The following is a 24,478-nucleotide window of genomic DNA, read 5'->3' on the forward strand; positions in this document are numbered from 1 at the left end:
ACCGGGACCCCCCATGACCGACCCAAACACCGATCCGGCCGATCCCGCCGAGCCGCCCGAGATCCACTTCGAGGAACAGGACATCGACCTGTCCGACCTAAGCTGGGACGACAGCCTTGTGTTCATCATCTTCTGGGTGCTGGCCTTCGTCGTGTTCCTGCAGTTCTTCACCCGCTACGTCCTGAACGACTCGTTGGGCTGGACGGAAGAGATTGCGCGCTTTCTGCTGATCGGCGTCACCTTCACCGGCGCGGTGATGGCGGTGCGCAAGCAGTCGCATATCGCGGTCGAATTCCTGTACCGCTGGATTCCCCGCTTCGGGCGCAAGGTCGCCCAGCTGGTGATCGACGTCATAACCGTTGGCTTCTTCGGGCTTCTGACCGGGCTGACCGTTCAGCTGGCGGGACGGACCCGTCAGATGATGGTCTCGATCGACGTGCCCAAGTCCTACGTCTACTGGTTCGTCGCCGCCTGTTTCGCGGTGATGACGCTGTACGCGCTGATCAACACGGTGCGCCACCTGCGCACCGGCTCGTCCAAACTTATTGATCCCCACCTTCACGCCGAGGGCGTGCCCCGGATGGACTAGGAGTTCCCAAGTTGGAAATCGCCCTTCTTTTCGTGGCCCTGTTCGGGCTTCTCATTTTCGGTGTGCCGGTGGCCATCGCGCTGGCGGGATCGTCCGCGTTGTACATCCTTGTCAGCGGCTCGGTGCCGCCGATGGTGGTGGCGCACCGCATGATCAACGGGGTCGACAGCTTTCCGCTGCTGGCGGTGCCGTTCTTCATCCTTGCCGGCAACCTGATGAACACCGCCGGCATCACCGAGCGGATCTTTAACTTTGCCCTGTCGATGGTCGGCTGGATGCGCGGCGGTCTGGGTCACGTCAACGTCGGCGCCAGCGTGATCTTCGCGGGCATGTCCGGCGCCGCCGTGGCGGACGCGGGCGGGCTTGGCGCCATCGAGATCAAGGCGATGCGCGACGCCAAGTACGACCCCGAGTTCGCGGTCGGCATCACCGCCGCGTCGTCGACCATCGGGCCGATCATCCCGCCGTCGCTGCCGATGGTGATCTACGGCGTTGTCGCCTCGGCCTCGATCGGACAACTGTTCGCGGCGGGCTTCGTGCCGGGGCTGGTGATGGCGCTGTCGCTGATGGTGATGGTCGCGATCATGGCGCGCCGCCGGGGCTATCCCCGGGATCAGGCCTTCGTGGTCTCGGTTCTGCTGTCGAGCTTCCGCCGCGCGTTCCTGTCGCTGCTGACCCCGGTCATCATCGTGGGCGGTATCCTGACCGGCGCCTTCACCCCGACAGAGGCCGCGGTGGCCGCCTGTGCGTGGGCGATGTTCCTTGGCCTGATCGTGTACCGCACCTTGAACTGGAAACGCTTTCTGCGGGTCAGCTTCGACACCATCGAGACGACGGCGGTCGTGCTCTTGGTGGTAGGCGCGGCGGCGATCTTCGCGTGGATCCTGACCTCGAACCGGGTGCCCGAGCATGTCGCGGCGCTGTTGCTTGCCGCGTCTGACAGGCCGTGGATGATCCTGCTGCTGATCAACCTGATCCTGATCGTGGTCGGCTGTTTCATGGAAACCGTCGCGGCGATCACCATCATGGTGCCGGTGCTTCTGCCGGTGGCGGTGGCGATCGGGGTCGATCCGGTGCACTTCGGCGTCATCATGGTGCTGAACCTGATGCTGGGCCTGCTGACCCCGCCGGTGGGCATGGTGCTGTACGTGCTGTCGCGGATCGCCAAGATCCCGTTCGAACGCGCCGTGGTCGGCACCGCGCCGTTCCTCGTGCCGCTGGTTCTGGTGCTGCTGCTGATCACCTACGTCCCGGCCATCACGCTGTGGCTGCCGACGTTGATCTACCGCTGACGAAACCGCGCGATCCGGTCGGGCAGGGCGCCCGCGCCGGGTCGCGCCGCTAGCGCGATCGCATCGCGCGGAACACCAGCATAAGGGCAAGCGCGGTGACCACCAGCCCGATGATATCCCCGACGAGATAGACCACGCTGACCGACAGCGGCTGACCGGGCAGCAGTCGTCCCGAGAAGACCAGCGATTGGCCGACCGAATTCAGGCCGGACGCGACCGCGCCCGTCAGAAGCAGCCAGGACCAGTGAAGGGTGGGCCGCCGGTCCGTTACGTGGGCGGGCCGCAGCATGCGCAGCAGCCCGAAGGCCAGCGGCGCCGACGCCGCGCCGACGGCGACCGATTTCAGCAGGACCGGGTCCGCGACATGGGCAAAGTCGTGCGACGTGAACAGAAACTCGGACAGAAGCGCGCCGATGGCCAGCGGGAACACGGCGGTCCATCCCAGCAGCCACGCAGCCAACACCCGGACGCCGTGCGGCAGGTACACAAGGCTCGCGTAGACGGTGATCTCGGGCATATACAGCGCCTGAACCGGCGCGATCAGCCACGCGGTCAGCCCGTGCGCCAGCAGGTAGGTCAGGACCACGACGACGAAAGCCCGTACCGTCATGGCAGGGGGACCCGTTGCGCGTTCAGGCGATCAGTCGAGGGATGGGTCATGAAGGGATGGTCAGGCTGGCGCCTCGGGAAGGGCGGGCCCGACAAGGTCGCTGCGGACCACGTAAGCGCGGGCCCGCGTATCGCCAGCCCGTTCGAGGAACCCGCGCCCCAGCAGCGTACGCACGGCGCGATAGAAGGTCGCCTGCGGGACCAGCCGCACAAGGCGATGATCGCGCAGGTCGTTCGAGGTGACGATGTGGTCGGGGCCGGCGCTGAGGCTGTGCGCCGCCAACAGAACGTCCCGTTCCGTGCGGCTGAGTCCGCCAAGCCCCATGTCGGTCTCAAGCTGCCGCAGCATATCGCGCAGTTCGAAGATCGAATTCAGCTTGTCCATGTCAGGCCCCGCTTCGGGCGACGCTGGCGCGCCGCAAAAATCGTTCCGGAAAACAATTTATCATAGTGATAAACTCTTGGAATCAATGCCCAGCCGTAGTAATATTTTCTCAGGCAACATTCCGTGAGTGGTGAGCCAACTTTCATTTCAGCAGTTTGACCTCGGCGGCTCTGTCTGCCGGGGTCCATTTCGTTGAAACATAGCAAATTCTGCATCCGTCCGTCCAGCATTTCGTGCAATCCGAGCGCAGGAATTCCGATTTCGGTTAAACCACCAATGCCATCGCAACCGGGCCCCGTAGCGGGGTAATCCGATTTTCGACGACGGCTGCCAACTGAAGGAAAGTGGCGGAGAGACAGGGATTCGAACCCTGGGACCCCGTGAAGGGTCAACGGTTTTCGAGACCGCCCCGTTCGACCACTCCGGCACCTCTCCGCGAAGGGTCTGGCGGTGCACATAGGACAAGGCCGAAGGGCGCGCAACCCGATTTTCGCCGAAAGATGACATCTGCGCGATTGCCGCTTGGTAAGGTCCTTGGATCGTCCCCGAGGCAAGAGTAGGGTCCGCATCAAGTCAGCCCTGAAAGGACCGCTCCCATGCTGCGCGCCGCCCTCGTTTCCGCCACCGTCGCCCTGACGCCGCTGTCTGCCGTCGCGCAGGACACCGTGGCCGACGACCTTGGTCCGCTGATGGACGCGATGGGCCTGCCCGAGGTGCTGGAAATCATGCGCGCGGAAGGACTTTCTTACGGTGAAGAACTGGCCGCCGACCTGTTCGGAGGCACAGGCCCTGGGTCGGTGCCGCGCAGCTGGTCCGCCACGGTGGACGAGATCTACAGCATCCCGCGACTGGAAGAGACGGTGCGCGCCTCGCTGGCCGACGACCTTGAAGGCCACGACACCGGCGCGATGCTGGCGTTCTTCGAATCCGATCTTGGCCAGCGCATCATCGGGCTGGAAGTCAGCGCGCGCCGCGCGATGATGGACGAGGGCGTCGAGGACGACAGCCGCGACCTTGTGCTTGAGATGATCGAGACAGAGGACCCGCGCCTTGCGCTGCTGGAGTCCTTCACCGAGGTGAACGACCTGATCGAGAACAACGTCGTCGGCGCGTTGAATGCGAACTTCGCGTTCTACACCGGCCTCGCGAATGGCGGCGCCTTCGAGGACGGCTTTACCGAAGACCAGATGTTGTCGGACGTCTGGAGCCAAGAAGCCGCGATCCGCGACGATACGGTCGATTGGGTCTTCGCGTATCTCGCGCTTGCGTACCGGCCCCTTAGCGACGCCGACATGCAGGCCTATATCGACTTTTCCGAAACCCAGCCGGGCGCGGTCCTGAACCAGGCGCTGTTCACCGCGTTCGACGACATGTTCGCAACTGTCAGCATGGCGCTTGGCCATGCCGCCGCGGGCTACATGGCGGGCGAGGACCTGTAACGCCGCGCGGGGCCGCGCCGCTGCGGCGCGGCGGCCCCGGATATCACTTGACGCGAAGGGTAATGTTGCGCATAAGCGCGGCTCTTGCGGAGCCTGCTTCGCGAGCGAATATGCAATTACGCCAGTAAGGCGCGCAGTTCGATGGCGGTCCATCAGGGACCCGGAACGCCCCGAAAGGGGGGCCTCAGGACGCGGTCAAAAAAGGAAGACGACGATGTTTGCGGTCCTTAAGACCGGTGGCAAGCAGTACAAAGTGACCTCGGGCGATGTCCTGCGGGTCGAGAAACTGGCTGCCACTGCGGGTGAAACCGTTCAATTCAACGAGATCCTCATGGTCGGCGACAAGGTCGGCGTTCCCTTCGTGGAAGGCGCCGGTGTCCAGGCCGAGGTGATCGAACAGATCAAGGGTGAGAAAGTCATCCACTATGTGCGCCGTCGCCGGAAGCACAGCTCGAAGCGGACCAAGGGCCACCGCCAGCAGCTTACCCTGCTGCGCGTGACCGAGATCCTCGATTCGGGCGCCGACAAGTCGGGCATCAAGGCTGCCATCGGCGCCGGTTCCGTGTCGGGTGCCGCCGTTGCCGCCGCCGCTCCGGCCAAGGCCGAGAAGCCGGCGAAGGCTGCGAAGCCCGCCAAGAAGGCCGAAGCCGCTCCGAAAGCCGAGGGCGCCGACGACCTGAAAAAGCTGTCGGGCGTGGGCCCGGCGCTTGAGAAGAAGCTGCTGGACGCGGGTGTCACCTCGTTCGCGCAGATCGCCGCCTGGACCGAAGCCGATGTGGCCGAGTTCGACGAGAAACTGTCGTTCAAGGGTCGTATCGAGCGTGAAGGCTGGGTCGAACAGGCCAAAGAACTGGCCGCTAAGTAAGGAGAACTGACCAATGGCACACAAAAAAGCAGGCGGTAGCTCTCGTAACGGCCGCGACTCTGCGGGCCGTCGTCTTGGCGTGAAACTGTTCGGTGGCCAAGCGGCCATCCCGGGCAACATCATCGTGCGTCAGCGCGGCACCAAGTGGTGGCCGGGTGAGGGCGTCGGCATCGGCCGCGACCACACCATCTTTGCGACCGCCGAAGGCAAAGTGACCTTCCACAAGGGCCTTAAGGGTCGCACCTTTATTTCGGTGCTCCCGGCGGCCGAGGCTGCTGAATAAGCCGACACCCAGGTTAAAGAAATCTTAAGGGGGATCGGCGACAAGCCGGTCCCCCGCGGCGTTTCAAGGACCCAAGGGGGAGGGGCCAAGAGAAGCCGGTTTTCATCACTGCATCCCGGGGAGGAGCAGATGAAGTTCGAGAAAGTTATTGAACAGCCCGTCATTCCGGCGGAACGGTTCCTTCTGCGGCCGCTGCGGCGGTCCGACGTGGGCCTGCTGAACCTTTACGCCGGCGACGAACGCGTTGCCCGCAACACCACGTCCATCCCGCACCCGCTGCCGCCCGGCACGTCGGAAAACTTCGTCGCGCGCAATCTTGCCGACGACAGGACCGAAGACGTGTGGGCGATGGACGGCACCGCGTCCGGCCTGTCGGAACTGTTGGGCGTGATCAGCCTGAAGCGGATGGACCGCGAACAGTCCGAGATCGGGTACTGGGTGGCCCCCGCGTTCTGGAACACCGGCGTCGCGACCGAAGCGGTCGATGCGCTGGTGGCCGCGAACCCACAAGCCAACCGCACGATGTTCGCCGCGATGTTTCAGGACAACCCGGCCTCGGCCAAGGTTCTGACCCACGCCGGTTTCGAGTACATCGGCGACGCCGAGGCGTTCTCTGTCGCGCGCAACGCGACCGTCCCAACCTGGACATACCTGCGGAAGCTGGACCGATGATCCCCGAGATACGGACGGACCGGCTGCTTTTGCGCCGGCTTCGTCCGGCGGATGCCCCGGCCTTGGCCGAGGGCATCGCGGAGTATGCCATCGTCAAATGGCTGACTCGCGTGCCGTGGCCCTATACGCTGAAGGATGCGGAAGACTTCGTCGACATGGTCATTGCGGAAAACGGCGCGCATTACGCCGTGACCGAAGATGACCGCGTGCTGGGCATCGTGTCCACGCAGGATGAACTGGGCTATTGGCTGCGGTCCGACGCGCAGGGGCGCGGGATCATGTCCGAGGCCGCCGCCGCCGCGACCGATGCGCATTTCGCGTCCGGGGCGGACCGGCTTGTGTCCGGGCATCATCCCGACAACACGCGGTCGCGCCGGATCCTTCTGAAACTCGGCTTCACCGACACGCACACCGAAACAAAACACTCCCAGTCGCTTGGCCCCGTCACGATTCAACGCATGGCGCTGACGGCCGACCACTGGCAACGCTTGAGGCGCGCCGCGGATTGACGTATCCGCAGGGCTCTGACGCACAGCGCGGGAAAGGTGCTTGATACGATGAAATTTCTCGATCTGGCCAAGGTCTACATTCGCTCCGGCGCGGGCGGCAACGGGGCCGTGTCGTTCCGGCGCGAGAAGTTCGTCGAATACGGCGGACCCGACGGCGGCGACGGCGGTCGCGGCGGCGACGTCATCGCCGAGGCGGTGGACGGTCTGAACACGCTGATCGACTTCCGCTATCAGCAGCACTTCTTCGCCAAAAACGGGCAGGGCGGCATGGGCCGTCAGCGCACCGGCAAGGACGGCGACGACATCATCCTGCGCGTGCCGGTCGGCACCGAAATCCTCGACGAGGACGAGGAAACCGTGCTGGCCGACCTGACCGAGGTGGGTGATCGCGTGCTGCTGGCAAAAGGCGGCAACGGCGGCTTCGGCAACCTGCATTTTTCCAGTTCGACCAACCGTGCGCCGCGCCACGCCAACCCCGGCCAGCCCGCGATCGAGCGGACGCTGTGGCTGCGGCTGAAGCTGATCGCGGATGTGGGGCTGTTGGGCCTGCCCAACGCGGGCAAGTCGACCTTCCTTGCCGCAACCTCGAACGCGCGCCCGAAGATCGCCGACTATCCCTTCACCACGCTGCACCCGAACCTTGGCGTTGTGGGCGTCGACAACGCGGAATTCGTGGTTGCCGACATCCCCGGCCTGATCGAAGGCGCGCACGAGGGGCGGGGCATCGGCGACCTGTTCCTTGGCCACATCGAACGCTGTGCGGTCCTGCTGCATCTGGTCGACGGCACCGCCGACGAGGTGGCCGAGGATTACCAGACCATCATCACCGAGCTGGAAGCCTACGGCGAAGGGCTGGCCGACAAGCCGCGCATCACGGCGCTGAACAAGATCGACTCGCTGGACGACGAACTGCGCGAGATGCAGCGCGAGGCGCTGGAAGAGGCGGTCGGCGGTCCGGTCATGATGATGTCCGGCGTCAGCGGCGAGGGGCTGACCGACGTGTTGCGTGCGCTGAAGGCAGAGATCGACGACAACCGTCTGCGTTACAAGAAGGCGGAGGAAGCCGAAGACGACGAGGAGGACGGGTCGTGGCATCCGTGACCGGCGCGGACTGCGTCGTCGTCAAGATCGGATCGGCGCTGCTGGTCGACACTACGACCGGCGCCTTGAAACACGACTGGCTGGAAGGGCTTGCCGCCGACGTCGCGATGCTGAAGGCGCGCGGCACGGACGTGATCCTTGTATCGTCGGGCTCGATTGCGCTTGGCCGGTCGGTCCTGTCGCTGGGCAACGGCACGCTGGCGCTGGAACAGTCGCAGGCCGCCGCCGCCGTCGGGCAGATCCGGCTGGCACGGGCCTATGAAGAGGTGTTGCAGCCGCACGGGCTGACCACCGCGCAGGTGCTGCTGACGCTGGAGGACACCACCGACCGCCGCCGCTATCTGAACTCGCGCGCGACGCTGTCGCAGCTTGTGAAGCTGGGCGTGGTGCCGATCGTGAACGAGAACGACACCGTCGCCACGGACGAGATCCGCTATGGCGACAATGACCGTCTGGCCGCGCAGATCGCGGTGACGGTGGGCGCTGACGTGCTGGTTCTGCTGTCCGATGTCGATGGCTTCTATTCCGGCAACCCTCGCGTCGATCCGACCGCCAAGCGGTTCGACGTGATCGACCACATCACCCCCGAGATCGAAGCGATGGCGGGCGATGCCGGGTCGGGCCTTTCGAAAGGCGGCATGAAAACCAAGGTGATGGCCGCGCGCACCGCGACCCACGCGGGCTGTGCGATGGCGATCACCGAAGGATCGGCCGTGCGGCCGTTGCAGGCGTTGGAAAACGGCGCGCCCGCGACGTGGTTCCTGGCCGAAGGCGACCCGCAAGCGGCTCGCAAACGCTGGATCGCGGCGATGAAGCCGCGCGGGCGCATCGTGGTCGACGCCGGCGCGGCGGGGGCGCTGGCGCGCGGCAAGTCGCTGCTGCCGGCGGGCGTCGTACAGGTCGAGGGCGTCTTCGGTCGCGGCGAAGCGGTCGAGATTTCCGGCCCCGAAGGCGCGCTGGCGCGCGGGCTGACGCGCTATACCTCGGAAGAGGCGGCGTTGATCGCGGGGCGGCAATCGGGTGACATCGAGGCGGTGCTGGGCTATCCGGGCCGCGCGGCGCTGGTGCACCGGGACGACATGGCCACTTGAGGTGGCTGAATTTACTGGGAAATTCTCAAGGACAAGACGGAGGCGAAGATGAAGGATCTCGACGATATCCATCAGGTGATGACCGACCTGGGCCGCCGCGCCCGGGCCGCTGCTGCCGAGCTTGCCTTCGCCCCAGCCAAGGCCAAGACCGCCGCGCTGAACGCTGCTGCCGATGCCGTCTGGGCACGGCGTGCCGAGATCATCGAGGCGAACGCCAAGGACATGGACTTCGGCACCGAGAAGGGCCTGACCAAGGCGATGCTCGACCGGCTGATGCTGGACGAGGCGCGGATCGCTGGCATCGTCGAGGGGCTGCGCGCCGTGGCGGGGCAGGACGACCCGGTGGGCGAGGTGCTGGCCGAGTGGGATCGCCCCACGGGCCTGCACATCCAGCGCGTGCGCACGCCGCTGGGTGTGATCGGCGTGATCTATGAAAGCCGTCCGAACGTGACCGCCGACGCGGGCGCGCTGTGCCTGAAGGCGGGCAACGCGGTGATCCTGCGCGGCGGGTCGGAAAGTTTTCACTCGTCCGGCGCGATCCATGCCTGCCTTGTCGAAGGGCTGAAGGCCGCCGGTCTGCCCGAGGATGCGATCCTGCGGGTGCCGACGCGCGACCGCGCCGCCGTGTCCGAGATGCTGACGATGACCGATTACATCGACGTCATCGTCCCGCGGGGCGGCAAGGGGCTGGTCGGGCTGGTGCAGCGCGAGGCGCGCGTGCCGGTCTTTGCCCACCTTGAGGGGATCGTGCACATCTACGTCGACAAGGCCGCCGACCCGGCCAAGGCGATGGACGTGGTGCTGAACGCCAAGACCCGGCGCACCGGGATCTGCGGCGCGGCGGAATGCCTGCTGATCCATCGCGATCTGGCCGACACGCTGGGCGCGGATCTGGTGCGGATGCTGGTCGAGGCCGGGGTGCGCGTCCACGCCGCGCCCGAACTGGCGGTCGAGGGCACCGTGCCCGCCACCGACGAGGATTGGGGGCGCGAGTACCTCGACATGGACATCGCCGCGAAGGTGGTGGACGACATCGACGTCGCGATGGACCACATCCGGCAGTACGGGTCGAACCACACCGACGCCATCCTGACCGAGGACGACGAAGCGGCGGCGCGGTTCTTCCAGCGGCTCGATTCCGCGATCCTGATGCGCAACGCCTCGACCCAGTTCGCGGACGGTGGCGAGTTCGGGATGGGGGCAGAGATCGGCATCGCCACCGGCAAGATGCACGCGCGCGGCCCGGTGGGCGCGGCGCAGCTGACCTCGTTCAAGTACCTTGTGAGCGGCGACGGAACGACCCGCGCCTAGGCGCGGTCCCGGCACGAACGGGGCGGGCCGGGCGGCCCGTCCTAGAACCGCACCGTCGCGCCCGTTTCGCTAAGCTCGGCGGTCAGGGTCCGGCCAAGCTCTGCGGCGACCAGCGGGGCGAGCAGGAACTGCACCTCTGCCGCCGTCGCGGCCGATCCCGCAGCGGGACGCGACAGGGCTTCCCACAGGTTGGGTTCGATCCGCATCCGGTCGGCGGTGGCGGTCAGCCGCCAGCGTGCGTCGTCGCGGGTGACGCTGACAAAGCCGCCGCGCGGCATCGCGCTTTCAAGGCAGTTCAGCGCAAGGAAGACAAGCTTCACCTCGGCGCGGGGGGCATCGTCTGCGGGGATCCATTCAACCTCCATCCGGCCGCCGCGCGTCAGTTCGCGCAGGATATGCTGCACCTCCGACGCGCCAAGCGTCTGGTCGGGGGTGGCGGCGCCAAAGGCGACGCGGAAGAAACCGATCCGGGCGTTGGCGTTTTCGATGCTTTGCGCGATCAGGTCGATTTCGGGCATTGACCCGGCCCCCGACATCGCCAGAAGCTCGACCCCGTTAGAGATCGCGCCAAGCGGCGAGATCAGGTCGTGGCAGATCCGCGACCCAAGCAGTGCGGTCACATCGGCGACCGCGCGGCTCATGTCAGGCCCCCACGGGGCGGAAAGGACCGGATGAGCGACATCAACAGCCTGCTGGAACCCGGAATGCTGGTTCGCAATCCCGGGCAGCCGGATTGGGGACTTGGGCAGGTCCAGTCCAATATCGGGGGCCGCATCACTGTCAATTTCGAGCACCAAGGCAAGGTCGTGATAGACGGACGCCAGGTGGACCTGATGCCTGTCTTCGATGAATGATCCGCTGCCGAGGCTATCGCCGAAAAAGGTTAATAGATCCCTAAGATCGGCGGCGGCGCGGCAATTTCTTGCGCTTTGCGGGTGCGCGGCTGTACAAGCCCGCCGATGACTGCGAACACGACCTTCCGCGCCGGGCAAGGGCCGACGACCGCGCCAACCTTCGAGGTCCGGCTGGCGCGCGACGCCGACGACCTGCGCGCGGCCCAGTCGCTGCGCTATGACGTCTTCGTCGAGGAACTCGGCGGCAGCGGTGCGATGGTCGACCACGACGCCCGCCTTGAACGTGACGAGTTCGACGCCCATGCCGATCACCTTCTGCTGTTCGATCACGCCCGCAAGGGGGCGCCGGTGGTGGGCGTCTATCGCCTGATCCGGGACGATCAGGCGGACCGGTTCGGGCGGTTCTATTCCGAAACCGAATACGACCTGTCGGTACTTCGGCGCTCGGGGCGCCGGTTGCTGGAACTTGGCCGGTCCTGCCTGCACGCCGACTATCGCGGCGGGTCCGCGATGTACGAGCTGTGGAACGGGCTGGCCGACTACGTGCAGGCGCACCGGGTCGACCTGCTGTTCGGCACCGCATCCTTCCACGGCACCGACGCGGGCCGTCTGGCGCCTGCGTTGTCGCTGCTGCACCATCGCCACCTTGCACCGCCCGAGCTTCGGGCGCGGGCGCGGCCCGACCATTTCCAGTCGATGAACCTGATGGCCGAGGACGACATCGACCGGCTTGCGGCGATGAAATCGGTCCCGGCGCTGATCAAGGCCTACCTGCGGCTTGGCGGCACAGTGGGCGAGGGCGCGTGGATCGACCACGCTTTCAACACCACCGACGTTCTTCTGATCATGGACACCGCGCGGCTAAACGAGACGCGCCGCGCGATCTACACCGGCGGGCGGGCACGGTGAGACCCCCGGTCACCGTAACATGGCGGTCCGAGGACGAGCCGGCGCCGGGGCCGATCTCGGGCGCGGGGTGGCTGCGGGTCACTGGCCGGGGCCTTGTGCTGACGGGTATGATCGGCGTCGGGCTGGTGATCCTTGGCGCGCTGCGGCTGGCCGAGATCGTTCTGCGCGGCGGTGCGCGGGTCTGGTCGCCGGTCCCGGTGCAGGTCTTCTCGCGGCTTGCGCTGGCCGTGCTGGGCATGCGGTTGCGGGTACAGGGCCGGCCGATGACCGGGCGGGGCGGCATGGTGGCGAACCATGCGTCGTGGCTGGACATCTTCGTTCTGAACGCACCGGCGCAAGTGACCTTCGTGTCGAAATCCGAAGTCGCCAACTGGCCGGGTATCGGCTTTCTGGCGCGGGCGACGGGCACGATCTTCATCGACCGCAACGCACGCGACGCCGGACGTCAGCGCGACATCCTTGAACGGCATTTGCTGCGCGGCGGGCAACTGGTGTTCTTCCCGGAAGGCACCTCGACCGACGGAAGGCGCGTTCTTCCTTTCAAGTCAACGCTGTTCGCGGCGTTCTTCACGTCGGGTCTGCCGTCGCACGCGGCGGTGCAGCCGGTCACGGTCGTCTATGCCGCACCGCGTGGCGAGGACCCGCGATACTATGGCTGGTGGGGCGATATGGACTTCGGGCCGCACATGCTGAAGCTGCTGGCAGCCCGGCGCGGCGGTGGCGTGACGGTGGTGTATCACGACCCGCTGCGGCTGGCCGACTATCCCGACCGCAAGCAGATGGCCCGCGAATGCGAGCGCCGCGTGCGCAGCGGCATGGCGCTGCTGCCGCCGAAGTAGCGCGCTACAGGATCGCGGCGGCCAGCGTCTTCAGGGCGGCGATGGGATCGTCGCTTTCCCAGATTTCGGGGCCCATGCCGAAGAAATCCGTAAGCGGCGCCAGCGCGGTGACAAGCTCGGGCGTCAGGGCGCCTTCGGCGACGACCGGAACCTCGATCATCTCGGACCACCAGCCGAACAGCTCGGGCTCGGCAAAGCTGCCGTCGCCCAGCGCGGTGGGGGCGCAGGGGCCGAACCCGACATAGTCGGCCCCGGCCTCGCCCGCCGACATGCCGTCATGGCGCGAGGTGCCGCAATAGCTGCCGACGATGGCGTCCTCGCCCAGCACCTTGCGCGCGGCGCGGATCTGGCGGGCGCCGTCCAGCAGGTGCACCCCGTCAAGGCCCAGCCGCTCGGCCAGCTGCCAGTGGCGGTCGATCACGATGGGAACATCGCGGGCGTGGGCCACTTCGCGCAGGGCGTCGCCCGCGCGCAGCAGCCGGTCCTGGTCGTTCGAGGTCAGCGCCAGCCGCAGGCAGGCCACCGGGACCGCGTCAAGGACGCTGGCCAGAACCCCGGGAAAGGTGGATAATTCCACGTCGCCCGGCGTGATGAGATAGATCTGCGGCTGCTCGGTCTCGGCCATGTCGAAGGCTCCCGTCATCGTTCGCGCCGCTATAGCGCGTCCCGTGGGGATTGGCCAAGGGGGCATGATGGATCGCGGGCGGTGCGCGCCTTGCCCTTGCGGTCCGCAGGGCCTATCACCGCCGCAACTTCCGCCCCAACGCCCGCCCTAACGCTTGAAGGTCCCGTGAAAGAACCGTTCTTCGTCCTCGTCCGCCCGCAAATGGGCGAAAACATCGGTGCCGCCGCGCGGGCGATGCTGAACTTCGGCCTTGCGTCGATGCGGCTGGTCGACCCGCGCGACGGCTGGCCGAACCAGCGCGCCGTCGCGATGGCCAGCGGCGCGGCGGGCCGGGTGCTGGACAATGCCGTCGTGCATCCGACCACGGCCGAGGCTGTGGCCGACTGCACCCACGTCTATGCCACCACCGCACGGTCGCGCGATCTGACCAAGCGGGTCCTGACCCCCGAGGCCGCGATGGCCGAGGCGGCGGACCGTATCGCGAAGGGCGAGAAGGTCGCCGTGCTGTTCGGGCCGGAACGCGCGGGGCTGGAAAACGACGACATCGCGCTGGCGAACACCATAGTGTCGGTCCCGGTAAACCCCGAGTTCGCCTCGTTGAACCTTGGCCAGTGCGTGCTGCTGACCGCTTACGAATGGCGCCGCCACACGGTCGAGGCAGAGCCCGCGCGCATGGAATTCGCCGGCACCGAACCTGCGTCGGCGGTCGAGGTGCAGAAACTGGGCGATCACTACGAAGAACGGCTGGACGAGGTCGGATTCTTCTTCCCCGAGACCAAGGCGGCCGGAATGAAGCGGACGCTGCGCAACATGTGGAGCAGGCTGGACCTGACCCGCGCTGACGTGCAGCTTTTGCACGGGATGCTGCGGCAGATCCTGCGGCGCCGGGACGCGGTTGAACGCGACGACGGCCAGCCATAATCTTCTTGCGCCCACGGCACGGGCCGCCATCCAGCACGACAGAGGTGTCATGAGCCAGAAACGGTCAATCTTCGAAGACATCGGCGCCGAGAAATCCGAAGCGCCCGCCACCCGCGCCACCGGCGTGATCGACGCAGGCCGCCGCGACGCGCGCGGCGCGATCCGCGTTTGGCTGGCGATCCTGTTCGTCCTTGTCTTCGCGATGATCGCGGTGGGCGGACTGACCCGGCTGACCGACAGCGGCCTGTCGATCACGGAATGGAACCCGGTCTCGGGCGCGCTGCCGCCGATGAATGCCGCCGACTGGGAAACGGAATTCGAGAAATACCGCCAGATCCCGCAGTACGAACTGCTGAACAAGGGCATGTCTCTGTCCGAGTTCAAGGCGATCTACTGGTGGGAATGGGGGCACCGGCAGCTTGGGCGCTTCGTCGGTCTTGTCTGGGCGTTGGGGTTCTTCGGCTTTCTGCTGACCCGCCGTATCCCGGCGGGCTGGACGCCGCGCCTGCTGGGCCTTGGCGTGCTGGGCGGGCTACAGGGCGCGATCGGCTGGTGGATGGTGTCCTCGGGGCTGGAAGGCACGATGCTGGCGGTGGCCAGCTATCGGCTGGCCATCCACCTTGGGCTGGCGTTCCTGATCCTAGGCCTGATTGCGTGGTACCGGATGCGCCTGAAACGCCCCGAACGCGAGCTGATGCAGGCCCGCCGGGGCCGCGAGCAGCTGATGCAGGGCTGGGCCGTGGCGCTGATCGGGGTGGCCTTCCTGCAAATTCTGCTGGGCGCGCTGGTCGCGGGCATCGACGCGGGGCGCAACTATACCGACTGGCCGCTGATGGCGGGCGCCTTCACGCCGCCGGGCATGTGGGACATCACGCCCGCGTGGCGCAACCTGTTCGAAAACGACGGCACGGTGCAGTTCTTCCACCGGCTGGTGGCCTACGGGCTGTTCGTGCTGGCGCTGGTGACGTGGTTCCTTTCGCGTCGGTCGGCGCTGGCCGCGACGCGGCGGTCGTTCGACTGGGTCGCCGTCGGCGTGTTCGGGCAGGCTGTGATCGGGATCGTGACGGTGATGCATTCGTCGCCGCTGCATATCGCGCTGGTGCACCAGCTGGGCGCGGTGATCGTCTGGGTGCTGATCCTGCGCGCCCGGTTCCAGACCCTGTATCCCTCTGCGCAATCCGTGCGCGGCTGACCCTTTCAGACCAAGGACGCCCCCAAGCATGACCGCATTCGACGATCTCATGGCCCACCAGCGCGACACCGAGGCGCTGGCGGGCATTTCCGGCCGGCTGGGCTGGGATCAGGAAACGATGATGCCGCGCGGCGCCGCCGAGCAGCGTGGCGAGGAAATGGCCGCGATCGAGGGCGTGCTGCACGCCCGCCGCACCGATCCGCGTGTCGGCGACTGGCTGGACGCCATCGACCCGTCCGGGCTGGACGCGGTCGCGAAGGCCAAGCTGCGCCACATCCGCCGCGATTTCGAGCGCAACAGCAAGGTTCCGGCGAAACTGGCGGCCGAACTGGCCCGCGTGACCTCGGTCTCGCAGGGCAAATGGGCCGAGGCCCGCGCCGCCGAGGATTTCGCCGCCTTCGCCCCGGTGCTGGAGCGCGTCGTGGGCCTGAAGCGCGAGGAAGCCTCGGCGCTGGCCGGGAACGGCGACCTCTACGACGCGATGCTGGACGATTACGAGCCCGGCGCCACCGGCGCGGGGCTGGAGACGCTGTTTTCCGCGCTGCGCCCGCGCCTTGTCGCGCTGCGCGAGGCGGTGCTGGGCGCGGATCACCAGCCCGCACAGATCGAGGGCAGTTTCGAGGAGGCCGCCCAGCTTCAGCTGGCGCGCGAGATGGCGCAGGCCTTCGGGTACGATTTCAACCGGGGCCGGATCGACAAGGCGGTGCACCCGTTCTGTTCCGGCAGCGGCGCCGACGTGCGGATCACCACCCGCACCGCGCTGACCGATCCGTTCAGCTGTGTCTACTCGACAATCCACGAAACCGGCCACGCCTGTTACGAGCAGGGGATCGACCCCGATTTCGCGCTGACGCCGCTGGGGCAGGGCGTGTCGCTGGGCGTTCACGAAAGCCAAAGCCGGATCTTCGAGAACCAGCTTGGCCGCTCGCGCGCCTTCACCGGCCACCTGTTCGACCGGATGACTGCGCTGTACGGCGATCTGGGGATCGCGGACGCGGACGCGTTCTATGGCACCGTGAACCGGGTCGCGCCGGGGTATATCCGGACCGAGGCGGACGAGGTGCATTACAACCTGCACATCCTGATGCGGTTCGATCTTGAACGCGCGCTGATCTCGGGCGGGCTGGAGGTCGCCGACCTGCCGGACGCATGGAACGCGCGGTTCCAGAAGGACTTCGGCGTCGTCGTCGACAAGCCCAGCAACGGCTGCCTGCAGGACGTGCACTGGTCGGTGGGGCTGTTCGGGTATTTCCCGACCTACACGCTGGGCAACGTCTATGCCGGCTGCCTGCTGAAGGCGATGCAGACGGCGGTGCCGGATCTGGATGCGCAGCTGGCGGTCGGCGACACCACGGCGGCGACGGGCTGGCTGCGGGAGAACCTGCAACGGTTCGGCGGTCTGCGCGAACCGCGCGATACCATCGCCCACGCCTGCGGCTTCGAACCGTCGGAAGAGCCGCTGCTGGAGTATCTCGAGGCGAAGTTCCGCGGGATCTACGGGATTTGAAGCGTTAAGGACGGGGGGCTCTGCCCCCGTCGCGCTGTGCGCGACTCCCCCGAGGTATTTTGAAAGAGAAGAAGGGCGCGTTGCTTATTGCGTCCAGTCCGGGGTGCGCTTTTCAAGGAAGGCGCTGATGCCTTCCTCGGTGTCGCGGTTCAGCATGTTCTCGACCATCACCGCGCCGGTATGGGCGTAGGCGGCGGCGAGGGGCATCTCGATCTGGTCGTAGAAGGCGCGCTTGCCGATGCGGACGGCGCTGCCGAGCTTGGCGGCCACCTGTTCGGCCAGCGCCAGCGTTTCGGCCCCCAGTTGGTCGGGGGCGACCACGCGGTTCACGAGGCCAAGGTCGCGGGCGCGGTCTGCGGTCAGGAAATCGCCGGTCACCAGCATCTCGAACGCCTGCTTGCGCGGGATGTTGCGGCTGAGCGCGACCATCGGGGTCGAACAGAACAGGCCGATGTTGACGCCGTTGACGCCGAAGCGGGCGTCGTCGGCGGCGACGGCCATGTCGCAGGACGCGACAAGCTGGCAGCCGGCGGCGGTGGCAAGGCCGTGGACCTCGGCGATGACCGGCTGGGGCAGAGCGGGGATCGCTTGCATGACGCGGGCGCAGCGGTCGAACAGGTCGGCGAAGGCGGCGGCGCCCCCGTCGGGGGCGGCGCGGGCGGCGGTCATTTCCTTCAGGTCGTGACCGGCGCAAAAGGCGCGGCCCGTGCCGGAAAGGATGACGACGCGGATCGTCCGGTCCTGTTCCAGCGCCGCCAAGGCCGCCGTCAAGTCGGCCAGCATCGCGTCGCTGAGAGCGTTCAGGTTGTTCGGTGAGTTCAGCACCAGCCGCGCCACCGCGCCATGATCCTCGCGTTCCAGCAATGCCATCTTGTCCTCCGCCCGCTTTCCCCCGACCCTAGGACGGAAGTTGCGGAGGGGGAAGCATGACGAAGATGACGATCGATGAGTTGCACGCGTTCCTGCACGAGGCGTTCCCGCAGGTGGCGGCGGATTTCGCCGTGGAAGAGGTGGGCGACCTGCAGATCCGGGTGCGCATGCTGATCGCGGACCGCCATTTGCGGCCCGGCGGCACGGTGTCCGGCCCGTCGATCTTTGCGTTGGCGGACGTTGCGATCTATCTGGGCCTGCTGGCCGAGATCGGGCCCGAGGCGCTGGCGGTGACGACGAACTGTTCCATCGACTTCATGCGCAAGCCCGCCGCCGCCACCGATCTTGTGGCCGAGGCGCGGATCCTGAAGCTGGGGCGGGTGCTGGCGGTCGGCGACGTGCTGATCCGGTCTGCGGGCGATCCGGCGCCGGTGGCACGGGCCAGCCTGACCTATTCGATCCCGCCGCGGCGATAGGGGGCGATCACGCAGCTTTGCCCTGCCGGTGGCTTTCGCGGCGCTGCGGCATCGCGTATGGCTGCGGCTTGTCTGGTCCGGAGGCTGTGTTGAACACCACCATCCGATATATCCTTGGCGGGTCTGCCGTGCTGTTCGCCCTGCTTCTGGCGGGCAGTTTTGCGGGCGCGCTGCATCCGGTTGGCGACTCGCTTGCGGTGTTCCGCCTGCATTTCGCCGCCGTGCTGGTGCTGCTGGCCCTGGGCTGGGCGCTGGCCGGTCGCCGGGCCGCGCTGGCGCTGGCGCTGGTGGGGGCCTGCGCGGTGGGGCCGACCGCGTGGATGTGGGTCCGCCCGGCAGAGGCGGTGCCCGCCGCGACGCTGGTGCATTACCAGAAGAACCTGCTGTGGGTAGAGCGTGACATGACCGAGCTGGCCCAAGACATCCGCCGTATCGCGCCCGATGTCCTGACGGTGCAGGAACTGACCGAGGGCAATGTCGCGGTGCTGAGCGCGCTGAACGACGTGCTGCCCGCGCGCGAGGTCTGCCGCTTCGAGCGGATCGGCGGTGTGGCCGTTGCCTCGGCCTGGGCGAAGATCCCCGGCAGCGGCTTTTGCGACGAAACGCTGGGCGTCACGGGCATGCAGGTCGAGGCGCCGCAGGGGCCGTTGTGGGTCGTGTCGCTGCACCTGCACTGGCCATACCCCTATGCGCAGGCCGAGCAGATGGAGGGGCTGCTGCCGATCCTTGCGGGGCTGGACGGGCCGGTGGTGATCGGCGGCGATTTCAACAGCGTCCCGTGGAGCACTTCTGTCGCGCGGATCGCCGAAGCGACCGGCACCGCGCGGGTCGGACCGGCGCGGTCCACCTACCGCGAGTTCGAGCCGCTGGTGCCGCTGCCGATCGACCATGTGCTTGCGCCCGAAGGCCGCAGCGGCACGACCGAGACGCGGCCGCGTCTGGGGTCGGACCACCTTGGCCTTGTGGCGCGGATCGCGCTGTAACCGTCAGCCGTCGATCTGCGCCGCCATGATCGCGATGGCGCGCTGGTAGACGGTGGCCGCGTTCCATTCGTTGAGGACGGGGAAGTTCGTCTGCCCCTCCTGATATCCGGCGCCCGGCTGCCAGCCTTTCTGGCGCAGGTACCACGCGGTCGAGGCCATCGCGTCGGACAGGTTGTACAGATCGACCCGCCCGTCGCCGTTGCCGTCGCGCCCGTAGTTCAGCGCGTTGCCGGGCAGGAACTGGGTATGGCCGAGTTCGCCGTGCTTGGCGCCCACGGTCGACGTGGTGATCGACCCGCTGTCGATCAGTTTCAGCGCCGCGATCAGGTGCGGGGTGAAGAAGGCGGGGCGGCGGCAGTCGTAGGCCAGCGTCGCGGTGGCCGACACAAGGTTGGTGTCGCCCATGAAACTGCCGAAGGCGGTTTCCATGCCGTGGATCGCCAGCAGAACACCGGCGGGCACGCCGTAGATCCGTTCGAGGCTGGCGTAGAACTGCGCGTTCTGCGCCTTGAGCGCGCGGCCGCGCTGGACGATCACGCTGGCGCCGCGGATCTCCATGAATTTCTCGAGCGTGTAGGTGAAGCTTTTCTGATTGCGGTCGGCGGCGATGGTGCCGGTGTTGTAGCGGGCGCTCATCAGCGCGTTGATCCCGGCCTGCCCGACGCCGTTCTGTTGGGCGACCGAGGCGAACTGGCCCTTCCACTGGTCGAATCCGGCGGCGGTGTTGCCGCAGCCGACGGACTGAGCGGCTGCGGGCGCGGCGAGGGACAGGGTGGACAGCACAAGGGTGGCAAGACGGCGCATGGGGGACTCCGGTTGGAAATGACGTTGCGGCGACACTACCTGCGGTGGTGGCGTTTCGGTAGTCCTGTCAACGGGTTCGGGCGGGTTCAGGCGGGTTCTCGCAAGTTCGTGATCGGCCCGCAGTTTGCCAGCCGTCTGCTTAAGGTCGGGCCGGGTTCAGCGCGTGCCCGGTTCGGGCGCTGCGTGCGCACAACATCGCTCTGCCGCCTTCCAGCCCCGTGGCAGGAATGCTAACCCGCTTGGGAAGCCCAAGCCGGAGATCCGCGTGCCCAGCGACGACGTGAAAGCCCAGTACGAGGTCTATCCCTATCCCGAACGCAACCCCGCGGACGAGACGTCGCGGCTGATCACGGGCTCGCCCTCGTGGCCGCAGGAAATAGATCACTGGCTGTGGGGCGGCGTGCGGGATTGGTCCAAACCGCTGAAGGCGCTGGTCGCGGGGGGCGGTAGCGGCGACGGTCTGATCCAGCTGGCGCAGCTTCTGACATCGGCGGGGCGGTCCTACGAGATCACCTATGTCGACCTGAGCGATGCGGCCCGCAAGATCGCCGAGGCGCGAGCAAAGGCGCGGGGGCTGACCGGCATCCGCTTCGTCACCGGGTCGCTGCTGGAGGCGCCGCAGCTTGGGCAGTTCGACTACATCGACTGCTGCGGCGTGCTGCACCATTTGCCGGAACCCGACGCGGGGTTCGCCGCCCTGTCCGGGGCGCTGGCCGAGGGCGGCGGGCTGGGGCTGATGGTCTATGCGCCGCTGGGGCGGTCCGGGGTCTACCCGCTGCAATCCGCATTCACGACGCTTTACAAGGATATGCCACCAAAGGAAAAACTGGCGCTGGCGAAAGAGCTTTTCACCCGGCTGCCGGACGGGCATCCGTTCCGCCGCAACCCGCATCTGGTCGACCACGAACAGGGCGATGCGGGGTTCTACGACCTGCTGCTGCACAGCACCGACCGGCCATACACCATCACCGAACTGACCGACGCGCTGACCCGCGCGGGGCTGGAACTGGCCGGGGTGCCGGAACCGGCGCTGTATGATCCGGCGCGTCTTTTGCCGCAGGGCCAGTCGGTGCCGGACCAGTTGTCCGACGTTCAGCGGATGCAGCTGGCCGAGGATCTGCGCGGCACCTTCAAGACCCATGTTGTCTATGCCGTGAAGCAGGGGGGGCGGATGGCTCCGCCGCGCGGCAAACCCTCTGCGATCCCGTATATCCGGGGAGCCGACCCGCGGCAGATCGCCCGCGCGGTAGCGCGCGACGGGGCGCTGCGGATCACCGCAGGCGGCGAGAAACACACGCTGCGCATCGACCGCAAGGCCGCGCCCCTGATCGCCGCCGTCGACGGGCGGCGCCCCCTGTCCGCCATCGCGCAGGCCTGCCGTCTGGACCCGATCCGCTTTGCCGGACTATGGGGCCCGGTCGAGACGGGGCTGGGCGGCTTCGGACAGCTTCATTATTCCACGCTACTCTCCGGAAACCGTGCATGACCTACCAGCCCGAGCCGATCCTTCAGTCCCGTCTGTCCTATGCCCCGTGGCTTAGCCCGCAGGGCCACCGGCTGCCCGGCACCGACCGCTGCCCGCCCGAGTTGTGGCTGTGGGCGGACGAGGCGCTGGCGCCGCAGATGGCGCTGCGCGACCGGCTGCTGCGCGAATGCCCGGACGATGTTGTCGCGATGCGGCCCGAAGCGGCCGAGGCGGCGACCGAGTTGCTGTCCGAGGTGGTGACCTGGCTGCGCGACCGGCCCGGCTATGTCGTGGGCACCTCTGCCGTCACGCGGCCCGATGGTGTGCTGGTCGAGCTTGATCACGACCGTCCGATGCACTGTGTCGCGCGGCTTGTGCAGTCCGACCTGTGCATCCTGCAAAAACAGGGCGACGAGCATGTCCTGACCGCCGCCGCGCTGTGCTTTCCGGCGCATTGGAGCCTGCACGAGAAGCTGGGTCAGCCGCTGGGGCTGATCCACCAGCGGATCGAGCCCTATGACGAGACGGTCGCGCGCCGGGTGCAGCGGCTGTTCGACGGGATGCGCGCCGAGGCGCCGCTGGTGCGGTCGAACTGCCTGCCGGATACGAATTTCGAGTTGTTTCAGTCGGGCCGGAAGCCGTCTGGTTTCCAACGAAAGGGCGACGGCGCCCGTTTTGTGCGGCTGGAGCGTCAGACGCTTCGCCGCATCCCCGTTTCGGGCGCCGTCGTTTTCGCCATCCACACCACCATGGTGCGCCCGGATGAGCTCGACCCCGACGAAAGGGCCGACATGGACCGCCATCTGGCGGCCCGGCAAGCGTCTTAAGAGATCGCCTGAAGGATCAAAGGCATCGTGCAGATGCCTGCGGCGGCGGTCGAACACGCCATCGTCGCACCGCGCATCATGGCCTGACCGTTGCGCTTCGCCATTTCCATCGCGGCAAGGGCCGGGGGGGCGACGCGTTCCAGTTCCGCGCTGACGCGGTCCAGCATCGACACGTTTTCGGTCGGGCGATGGGCGCCCTGCACGATCTGGGTCTGGATGTAGGTCATCGCGCGGGCTTCGATGCCGTGCTTTTCGTCCACCCGCTGCTCGGCGGCGCGGATCGCGTCGATGCCGGTATCCAGGGTCGGAAGCTGGGCGATGCCGAACAGGCCGGCCCGCTTGAATTCCTCGCCTGCGTAAAGAGTATCGTTCTCGCACCAGAACACCAGCGCGGCGTCCTCGGCCTCGTTCAGGTACTCGGTGACCTGCCAGCACAGGGCTTCCTTGGTCTCGTCGCGCATGTCGCATTGCGGCAGGTCGAGACCCGGACGCTCTGCCACCAGCACGGTGATCGAGTGGGTGTGCGAGGTCAGGCGGGCGAGGATCTGCGTTTCGGGCAGCATCGCCGCCGGAGGCCGCGCCGCGTCAAGGAAGTGCGAAACTTCCAGCGGGCGGTCGCAGGCGGCCAGAAGCACCTGGATCTCGCCGCAGTCGAACAGAAGATATGAGGGGTCGCGCGTGTCGATCCGTTTCGAGGGCAGGTCGTGCGCCTCGAATATCGTGGTCAGGTCTTCGACGAGGCGCGTCGCGTCAGCGGACACGGGTGCCCCGAACAGCAAGCTGGATTCGAATGAGAGAGGTTTCGCGTCCATCGTGAGTTTCCTTTGACGTCCTGTCCTAAAGTATAGGTTGGGAAATGTGCCGAGATTGCGGCAGCACCTAGGTTGCAGCGTGGAATCTGGAACTACTTTGGGTTGCGGAAACCGGCCATGCTACTGAAATTGCAGGACTGTCGGCGGATACCTGCCGACCGGAACGCGCCGAATCGTGGGTGTCCGGGGCGGTGTCTGGTCGTTAAGGCCAATGTTTATAGGCCGTAACGCCGCTTCCTTCACGATGTTAAGCTTTCAGCGCAGAACAAAACCGCGTTCTCCGCCGCATTAATTCCATACTTGTTGAATATCAGTGAACAACGATCCCGAAAGTAGGGGACTGAGAGCGGTATGAGAAAGATACAGACTGAAGCCCGCATTATGTACAAGGGTCAGGACAATATCCTTGCCCGTGTCGATCGTGTGGCGATTGCCGCGCTTGAGCGTCGGCTTGGGATCACTGTCGAGGATATGGCCGAGACCGAGGACGAGCAGCTTGTGCTGACCTCTCCGGACCTGCGGGCCTATATCACGTTCTCGCCGCGCCCCTTCGCGATCAGCCGGTTCCGTGGTGTGACCCGTCCGCTTGAGAACGAAGAGCAGCGCCGCAAGGTGCTGCAACGGCTGGCATCGCATCAAAGCCTTCTGAGCGTCATGATCGTCGACCGCAAGGGCCGTGCCCCGGCGCCGGCCGGGCTGAAGATGCGCCTGACGTGGGAGATCGTCGACTACGTCCTGTCGCTGGCACCGGCGGAACTGGTCCTGTGCCCGGGACTGGACCGTTTGATGACCGGCGAAGAGGCGGTGGAGTGGCTGAACGGGATCGGAACGCGGGTGCCGCAGTTCGACCTTGGCGGCGAAAGCGAGCGGCAGTCCCGCAAAGAGATCTTCCTGCACGACCCCGAATTGTCGGCGCAGGCGTCCGCCTGGCTGCGGCACGAGGACGAAGAGCCCGAGGAAGAAGAAGAGATCATCGGCGCCGCGCTGCGCTCGTTCCTCGACGACGACCCGGCGCCGGGCCGTCAGCACCTGTGCGACACGCCCGCCGGACGGTCGGCGCTGTATGTCATGAGCCTGACGATCGGCCTGTTCGCCTTGCCGCTGGGCGCCGCTGCGCTGTCCTACAACGCCCTGTCGGGCGGCAGCGTGCGGATGACGGCCTATGCGATGGCCGCGACGGGCCTTGGATCGGCGCTGGAGACGGCGCAGCTATCGCAGACGGTGGCGACCTTCACCGGGTTCTTCTGA

Annotated in this window: 29 protein-coding genes and 1 tRNA gene; 21 read left to right on the forward strand and 9 right to left on the reverse strand. The window is 66.8% G+C overall.

Annotated elements, in window-relative coordinates; translation table 11 throughout:
• Positions 1-13: 13 nt before the first annotated feature.
• Positions 14-589 (forward strand): TRAP transporter small permease, encoded by a 576-nt coding sequence (locus tag P1K30_RS02205; protein WP_275631032.1) that lies wholly within the window; start codon positions 14-16, stop codon positions 587-589.
• 11 nt (positions 590-600) lie between these two features.
• The gene (locus tag P1K30_RS02210; RefSeq protein ID WP_275631033.1) at positions 601-1,881 is read left to right on the forward strand and encodes a TRAP transporter large permease; all 1,281 of its coding nucleotides are present in this window, start codon (positions 601-603) and stop codon (positions 1,879-1,881) included.
• 49 nt (positions 1,882-1,930) lie between these two features.
• Here the strand turns inward: P1K30_RS02210 and P1K30_RS02215 are convergent, their stop codons facing one another.
• The 4 genes from P1K30_RS02215 to P1K30_RS02230 all read right to left on the reverse strand — a co-directional run bounded on the left by P1K30_RS02215 (position 1,931) and on the right by P1K30_RS02230 (position 3,310).
• Positions 1,931-2,491 (reverse strand): hypothetical protein, encoded by a 561-nt coding sequence (locus tag P1K30_RS02215; RefSeq protein ID WP_275631034.1) that lies wholly within the window; start codon positions 2,489-2,491, stop codon positions 1,931-1,933.
• A gap of 60 nt (positions 2,492-2,551) precedes the next feature.
• On the reverse strand, positions 2,552-2,875 hold the full coding sequence (locus P1K30_RS02220) for a hypothetical protein (RefSeq protein ID WP_275631035.1): 324 nt from the start codon (positions 2,873-2,875) through the stop codon (positions 2,552-2,554).
• Positions 2,863-3,105: a hypothetical protein gene (locus P1K30_RS02225; RefSeq protein ID WP_275631036.1), complete on the reverse strand. Its 243-nt coding sequence runs from the start codon at positions 3,103-3,105 to the stop codon at positions 2,863-2,865. The genes P1K30_RS02220 and P1K30_RS02225 overlap by 13 nt, the downstream gene beginning before the upstream one ends.
• A 115-nt stretch (positions 3,106-3,220) precedes the next feature.
• Positions 3,221-3,310 (reverse strand) — tRNA-Ser (locus tag P1K30_RS02230).
• Between the two features lie 161 nt (positions 3,311-3,471).
• Between P1K30_RS02230 and P1K30_RS02235 the strand changes: the two genes are divergently transcribed.
• From P1K30_RS02235 to P1K30_RS02270, 8 genes are all read left to right on the forward strand, one after another.
• The gene (locus P1K30_RS02235) at positions 3,472-4,314 is read left to right on the forward strand and encodes a DUF2059 domain-containing protein (protein WP_275631037.1); all 843 of its coding nucleotides are present in this window, start codon (positions 3,472-3,474) and stop codon (positions 4,312-4,314) included.
• A 214-nt stretch (positions 4,315-4,528) separates the two neighbouring features.
• Positions 4,529-5,179, forward strand: a complete 651-nt coding sequence (locus P1K30_RS02240; RefSeq protein ID WP_275631038.1) for a 50S ribosomal protein L21 — start codon at positions 4,529-4,531, stop codon at positions 5,177-5,179.
• 13 nt (positions 5,180-5,192) lie between these two features.
• Positions 5,193-5,462, forward strand: coding sequence for a 50S ribosomal protein L27 (gene rpmA / locus P1K30_RS02245; RefSeq protein ID WP_275631039.1), 270 nt, complete (start codon positions 5,193-5,195; stop codon positions 5,460-5,462).
• Positions 5,463-5,591: 129 nt separating this feature from the next.
• On the forward strand, positions 5,592-6,134 hold the full coding sequence (locus P1K30_RS02250; RefSeq protein WP_275631040.1) for a GNAT family N-acetyltransferase: 543 nt from the start codon (positions 5,592-5,594) through the stop codon (positions 6,132-6,134).
• Complete coding sequence (locus P1K30_RS02255) at positions 6,131-6,643, forward strand: GNAT family N-acetyltransferase (RefSeq protein WP_275631041.1); 513 nt, start codon at positions 6,131-6,133, stop codon at positions 6,641-6,643. The genes P1K30_RS02250 and P1K30_RS02255 overlap by 4 nt, the downstream gene beginning before the upstream one ends.
• A gap of 48 nt (positions 6,644-6,691) precedes the next feature.
• Complete coding sequence (gene obgE / locus P1K30_RS02260) at positions 6,692-7,744, forward strand: GTPase ObgE (RefSeq protein WP_275631042.1); 1,053 nt, start codon at positions 6,692-6,694, stop codon at positions 7,742-7,744.
• A complete protein-coding gene (proB, locus tag P1K30_RS02265) occupies positions 7,732-8,835 on the forward strand; it encodes a glutamate 5-kinase (RefSeq protein ID WP_275631043.1) in 1,104 nt (367 codons plus the stop codon). The genes obgE and proB overlap by 13 nt, the downstream gene beginning before the upstream one ends.
• A gap of 48 nt (positions 8,836-8,883) precedes the next feature.
• Positions 8,884-10,146, forward strand: a complete 1,263-nt coding sequence (locus P1K30_RS02270) for a glutamate-5-semialdehyde dehydrogenase (protein WP_275631044.1) — start codon at positions 8,884-8,886, stop codon at positions 10,144-10,146.
• Between the two features lie 41 nt (positions 10,147-10,187).
• Here the strand turns inward: P1K30_RS02270 and P1K30_RS02275 are convergent, their stop codons facing one another.
• Positions 10,188-10,787, reverse strand: coding sequence for a histidine phosphotransferase family protein (locus P1K30_RS02275; protein WP_275631045.1), 600 nt, complete (start codon positions 10,785-10,787; stop codon positions 10,188-10,190).
• Positions 10,788-10,817: 30 nt separating this feature from the next.
• On the opposite strand from P1K30_RS02275, the gene P1K30_RS02280 reads away from it, so the two are divergent.
• The 3 genes from P1K30_RS02280 to olsA all read left to right on the forward strand — a co-directional run bounded on the left by P1K30_RS02280 (position 10,818) and on the right by olsA (position 12,748).
• Positions 10,818-11,000 carry a DUF3553 domain-containing protein gene (locus P1K30_RS02280; RefSeq protein WP_275631046.1) on the forward strand — a complete coding sequence of 61 codons (183 nt, stop codon included), beginning with the start codon at positions 10,818-10,820 and terminating at the stop codon, positions 10,998-11,000.
• A gap of 105 nt (positions 11,001-11,105) precedes the next feature.
• Complete coding sequence (gene olsB / locus P1K30_RS02285) at positions 11,106-11,909, forward strand: L-ornithine N(alpha)-acyltransferase (protein WP_275631047.1); 804 nt, start codon at positions 11,106-11,108, stop codon at positions 11,907-11,909.
• A complete protein-coding gene (gene olsA, locus P1K30_RS02290) occupies positions 11,906-12,748 on the forward strand; it encodes a lyso-ornithine lipid O-acyltransferase (RefSeq protein ID WP_275631048.1) in 843 nt (280 codons plus the stop codon). Before olsB ends, olsA begins: the two co-directional genes overlap by 4 nt.
• Before the next feature lie 4 nt (positions 12,749-12,752).
• Here olsA and P1K30_RS02295 read toward each other — a convergent pair whose 3' ends face one another.
• Positions 12,753-13,373 carry a thiamine phosphate synthase gene (locus tag P1K30_RS02295; protein WP_275631049.1) on the reverse strand — a complete coding sequence of 207 codons (621 nt, stop codon included), beginning with the start codon at positions 13,371-13,373 and terminating at the stop codon, positions 12,753-12,755.
• 165 nt (positions 13,374-13,538) lie between these two features.
• On the opposite strand from P1K30_RS02295, the gene P1K30_RS02300 reads away from it, so the two are divergent.
• From P1K30_RS02300 to P1K30_RS02310, 3 genes are read left to right on the forward strand one after another with little or no spacing between them, the layout of a single operon-like run.
• On the forward strand, positions 13,539-14,294 hold the full coding sequence (locus P1K30_RS02300; protein ID WP_275631050.1) for an RNA methyltransferase: 756 nt from the start codon (positions 13,539-13,541) through the stop codon (positions 14,292-14,294).
• A 49-nt stretch (positions 14,295-14,343) separates the two neighbouring features.
• Positions 14,344-15,486 carry a heme A synthase gene (gene ctaA, locus P1K30_RS02305; protein WP_275631051.1) on the forward strand — a complete coding sequence of 381 codons (1,143 nt, stop codon included), beginning with the start codon at positions 14,344-14,346 and terminating at the stop codon, positions 15,484-15,486.
• 28 nt (positions 15,487-15,514) lie between these two features.
• A complete protein-coding gene (locus P1K30_RS02310) occupies positions 15,515-16,993 on the forward strand; it encodes a carboxypeptidase M32 (protein WP_275631052.1) in 1,479 nt (492 codons plus the stop codon).
• An 84-nt stretch (positions 16,994-17,077) separates the two neighbouring features.
• Here P1K30_RS02310 and P1K30_RS02315 read toward each other — a convergent pair whose 3' ends face one another.
• On the reverse strand, positions 17,078-17,863 hold the full coding sequence (locus P1K30_RS02315) for an enoyl-CoA hydratase (RefSeq protein ID WP_275631053.1): 786 nt from the start codon (positions 17,861-17,863) through the stop codon (positions 17,078-17,080).
• Between the two features lie 56 nt (positions 17,864-17,919).
• Here P1K30_RS02315 and P1K30_RS02320 point away from each other — a divergent pair, with 56 nt between their 5' ends.
• Together P1K30_RS02320 and P1K30_RS02325 are read left to right on the forward strand one after the other, a co-directional pair.
• A complete protein-coding gene (locus tag P1K30_RS02320; RefSeq protein WP_275631054.1) occupies positions 17,920-18,339 on the forward strand; it encodes a PaaI family thioesterase in 420 nt (139 codons plus the stop codon).
• An 89-nt stretch (positions 18,340-18,428) separates the two neighbouring features.
• Positions 18,429-19,322 carry an endonuclease/exonuclease/phosphatase family protein gene (locus P1K30_RS02325; RefSeq protein WP_275631055.1) on the forward strand — a complete coding sequence of 298 codons (894 nt, stop codon included), beginning with the start codon at positions 18,429-18,431 and terminating at the stop codon, positions 19,320-19,322.
• A gap of 3 nt (positions 19,323-19,325) precedes the next feature.
• On the opposite strand, the gene P1K30_RS02330 is transcribed toward P1K30_RS02325, so the two are convergent.
• Positions 19,326-20,126 (reverse strand): lytic murein transglycosylase, encoded by an 801-nt coding sequence (locus tag P1K30_RS02330; RefSeq protein ID WP_275631056.1) that lies wholly within the window; start codon positions 20,124-20,126, stop codon positions 19,326-19,328.
• 265 nt (positions 20,127-20,391) lie between these two features.
• Between P1K30_RS02330 and P1K30_RS02335 the strand changes: the two genes are divergently transcribed.
• Both P1K30_RS02335 and P1K30_RS02340 read left to right on the forward strand, forming a co-directional pair.
• Positions 20,392-21,612, forward strand: a complete 1,221-nt coding sequence (locus tag P1K30_RS02335; protein ID WP_275631057.1) for a class I SAM-dependent methyltransferase — start codon at positions 20,392-20,394, stop codon at positions 21,610-21,612.
• Positions 21,609-22,418 (forward strand): heme-dependent oxidative N-demethylase family protein, encoded by an 810-nt coding sequence (locus P1K30_RS02340; RefSeq protein ID WP_275631058.1) that lies wholly within the window; start codon positions 21,609-21,611, stop codon positions 22,416-22,418. The genes P1K30_RS02335 and P1K30_RS02340 overlap by 4 nt, the downstream gene beginning before the upstream one ends.
• On the opposite strand, the gene P1K30_RS02345 is transcribed toward P1K30_RS02340, so the two are convergent.
• Positions 22,415-23,230 carry a hypothetical protein gene (locus P1K30_RS02345; protein WP_275631059.1) on the reverse strand — a complete coding sequence of 272 codons (816 nt, stop codon included), beginning with the start codon at positions 23,228-23,230 and terminating at the stop codon, positions 22,415-22,417. The two genes, P1K30_RS02340 and P1K30_RS02345, sit on opposite strands and share 4 nt — an antisense overlap.
• Positions 23,231-23,581: 351 nt before the next feature.
• On the opposite strand from P1K30_RS02345, the gene P1K30_RS02350 reads away from it, so the two are divergent.
• On the forward strand, positions 23,582-24,478 hold the full coding sequence (locus P1K30_RS02350; protein ID WP_275631060.1) for a hypothetical protein: 897 nt from the start codon (positions 23,582-23,584) through the stop codon (positions 24,476-24,478).

It is taken from the genome of Psychromarinibacter halotolerans, assembly GCF_029168315.1.
Classification (GTDB): Bacteria; Pseudomonadota; Alphaproteobacteria; order Rhodobacterales; family Rhodobacteraceae; genus Psychromarinibacter; species Psychromarinibacter halotolerans.

Excerpts from the sequence above, each read along its gene's own strand:
- P1K30_RS02215 (WP_275631034.1), bottom strand. The coding sequence starts at position 2,491 with ATGACGGTACGGGCTTTCGTCGTCGTGGTCCTGACCTACCTGCTGGCG.
- P1K30_RS02350 (WP_275631060.1), top strand. The coding sequence starts at position 23,582 with ATGAGAAAGATACAGACTGAAGCCCGCATTATGTACAAGGGTCAGGAC.
- P1K30_RS02205 (WP_275631032.1), top strand. The coding sequence starts at position 14 with ATGACCGACCCAAACACCGATCCGGCCGATCCCGCCGAGCCGCCCGAG.
- P1K30_RS02345 (WP_275631059.1), bottom strand. The coding sequence starts at position 23,230 with ATGGACGCGAAACCTCTCTCATTCGAATCCAGCTTGCTGTTCGGGGCA.
- P1K30_RS02240 (WP_275631038.1), top strand. The coding sequence starts at position 4,529 with ATGTTTGCGGTCCTTAAGACCGGTGGCAAGCAGTACAAAGTGACCTCG.
- P1K30_RS02275 (WP_275631045.1), bottom strand. The coding sequence starts at position 10,787 with ATGAGCCGCGCGGTCGCCGATGTGACCGCACTGCTTGGGTCGCGGATC.
- P1K30_RS02340 (WP_275631058.1), top strand. The coding sequence starts at position 21,609 with ATGACCTACCAGCCCGAGCCGATCCTTCAGTCCCGTCTGTCCTATGCC.
- P1K30_RS02315 (WP_275631053.1), bottom strand. The coding sequence starts at position 17,863 with ATGGCATTGCTGGAACGCGAGGATCATGGCGCGGTGGCGCGGCTGGTG.
- P1K30_RS02255 (WP_275631041.1), top strand. The coding sequence starts at position 6,131 with ATGATCCCCGAGATACGGACGGACCGGCTGCTTTTGCGCCGGCTTCGT.
- P1K30_RS02280 (WP_275631046.1), top strand. The coding sequence starts at position 10,818 with ATGAGCGACATCAACAGCCTGCTGGAACCCGGAATGCTGGTTCGCAAT.
- P1K30_RS02310 (WP_275631052.1), top strand. The coding sequence starts at position 15,515 with ATGACCGCATTCGACGATCTCATGGCCCACCAGCGCGACACCGAGGCG.
- P1K30_RS02295 (WP_275631049.1), bottom strand. The coding sequence starts at position 13,373 with ATGGCCGAGACCGAGCAGCCGCAGATCTATCTCATCACGCCGGGCGAC.
- rpmA (WP_275631039.1), top strand. The coding sequence starts at position 5,193 with ATGGCACACAAAAAAGCAGGCGGTAGCTCTCGTAACGGCCGCGACTCT.
- P1K30_RS02220 (WP_275631035.1), bottom strand. The coding sequence starts at position 2,875 with ATGGACAAGCTGAATTCGATCTTCGAACTGCGCGATATGCTGCGGCAG.
- P1K30_RS02225 (WP_275631036.1), bottom strand. The coding sequence starts at position 3,105 with ATGCTGGACGGACGGATGCAGAATTTGCTATGTTTCAACGAAATGGAC.
- obgE (WP_275631042.1), top strand. The coding sequence starts at position 6,692 with ATGAAATTTCTCGATCTGGCCAAGGTCTACATTCGCTCCGGCGCGGGC.
- P1K30_RS02330 (WP_275631056.1), bottom strand. The coding sequence starts at position 20,126 with ATGCGCCGTCTTGCCACCCTTGTGCTGTCCACCCTGTCCCTCGCCGCG.
- olsB (WP_275631047.1), top strand. The coding sequence starts at position 11,106 with ATGACTGCGAACACGACCTTCCGCGCCGGGCAAGGGCCGACGACCGCG.
- P1K30_RS02235 (WP_275631037.1), top strand. The coding sequence starts at position 3,472 with ATGCTGCGCGCCGCCCTCGTTTCCGCCACCGTCGCCCTGACGCCGCTG.
- P1K30_RS02270 (WP_275631044.1), top strand. The coding sequence starts at position 8,884 with ATGAAGGATCTCGACGATATCCATCAGGTGATGACCGACCTGGGCCGC.
- ctaA (WP_275631051.1), top strand. The coding sequence starts at position 14,344 with ATGAGCCAGAAACGGTCAATCTTCGAAGACATCGGCGCCGAGAAATCC.
- P1K30_RS02250 (WP_275631040.1), top strand. The coding sequence starts at position 5,592 with ATGAAGTTCGAGAAAGTTATTGAACAGCCCGTCATTCCGGCGGAACGG.
- P1K30_RS02320 (WP_275631054.1), top strand. The coding sequence starts at position 17,920 with ATGACGAAGATGACGATCGATGAGTTGCACGCGTTCCTGCACGAGGCG.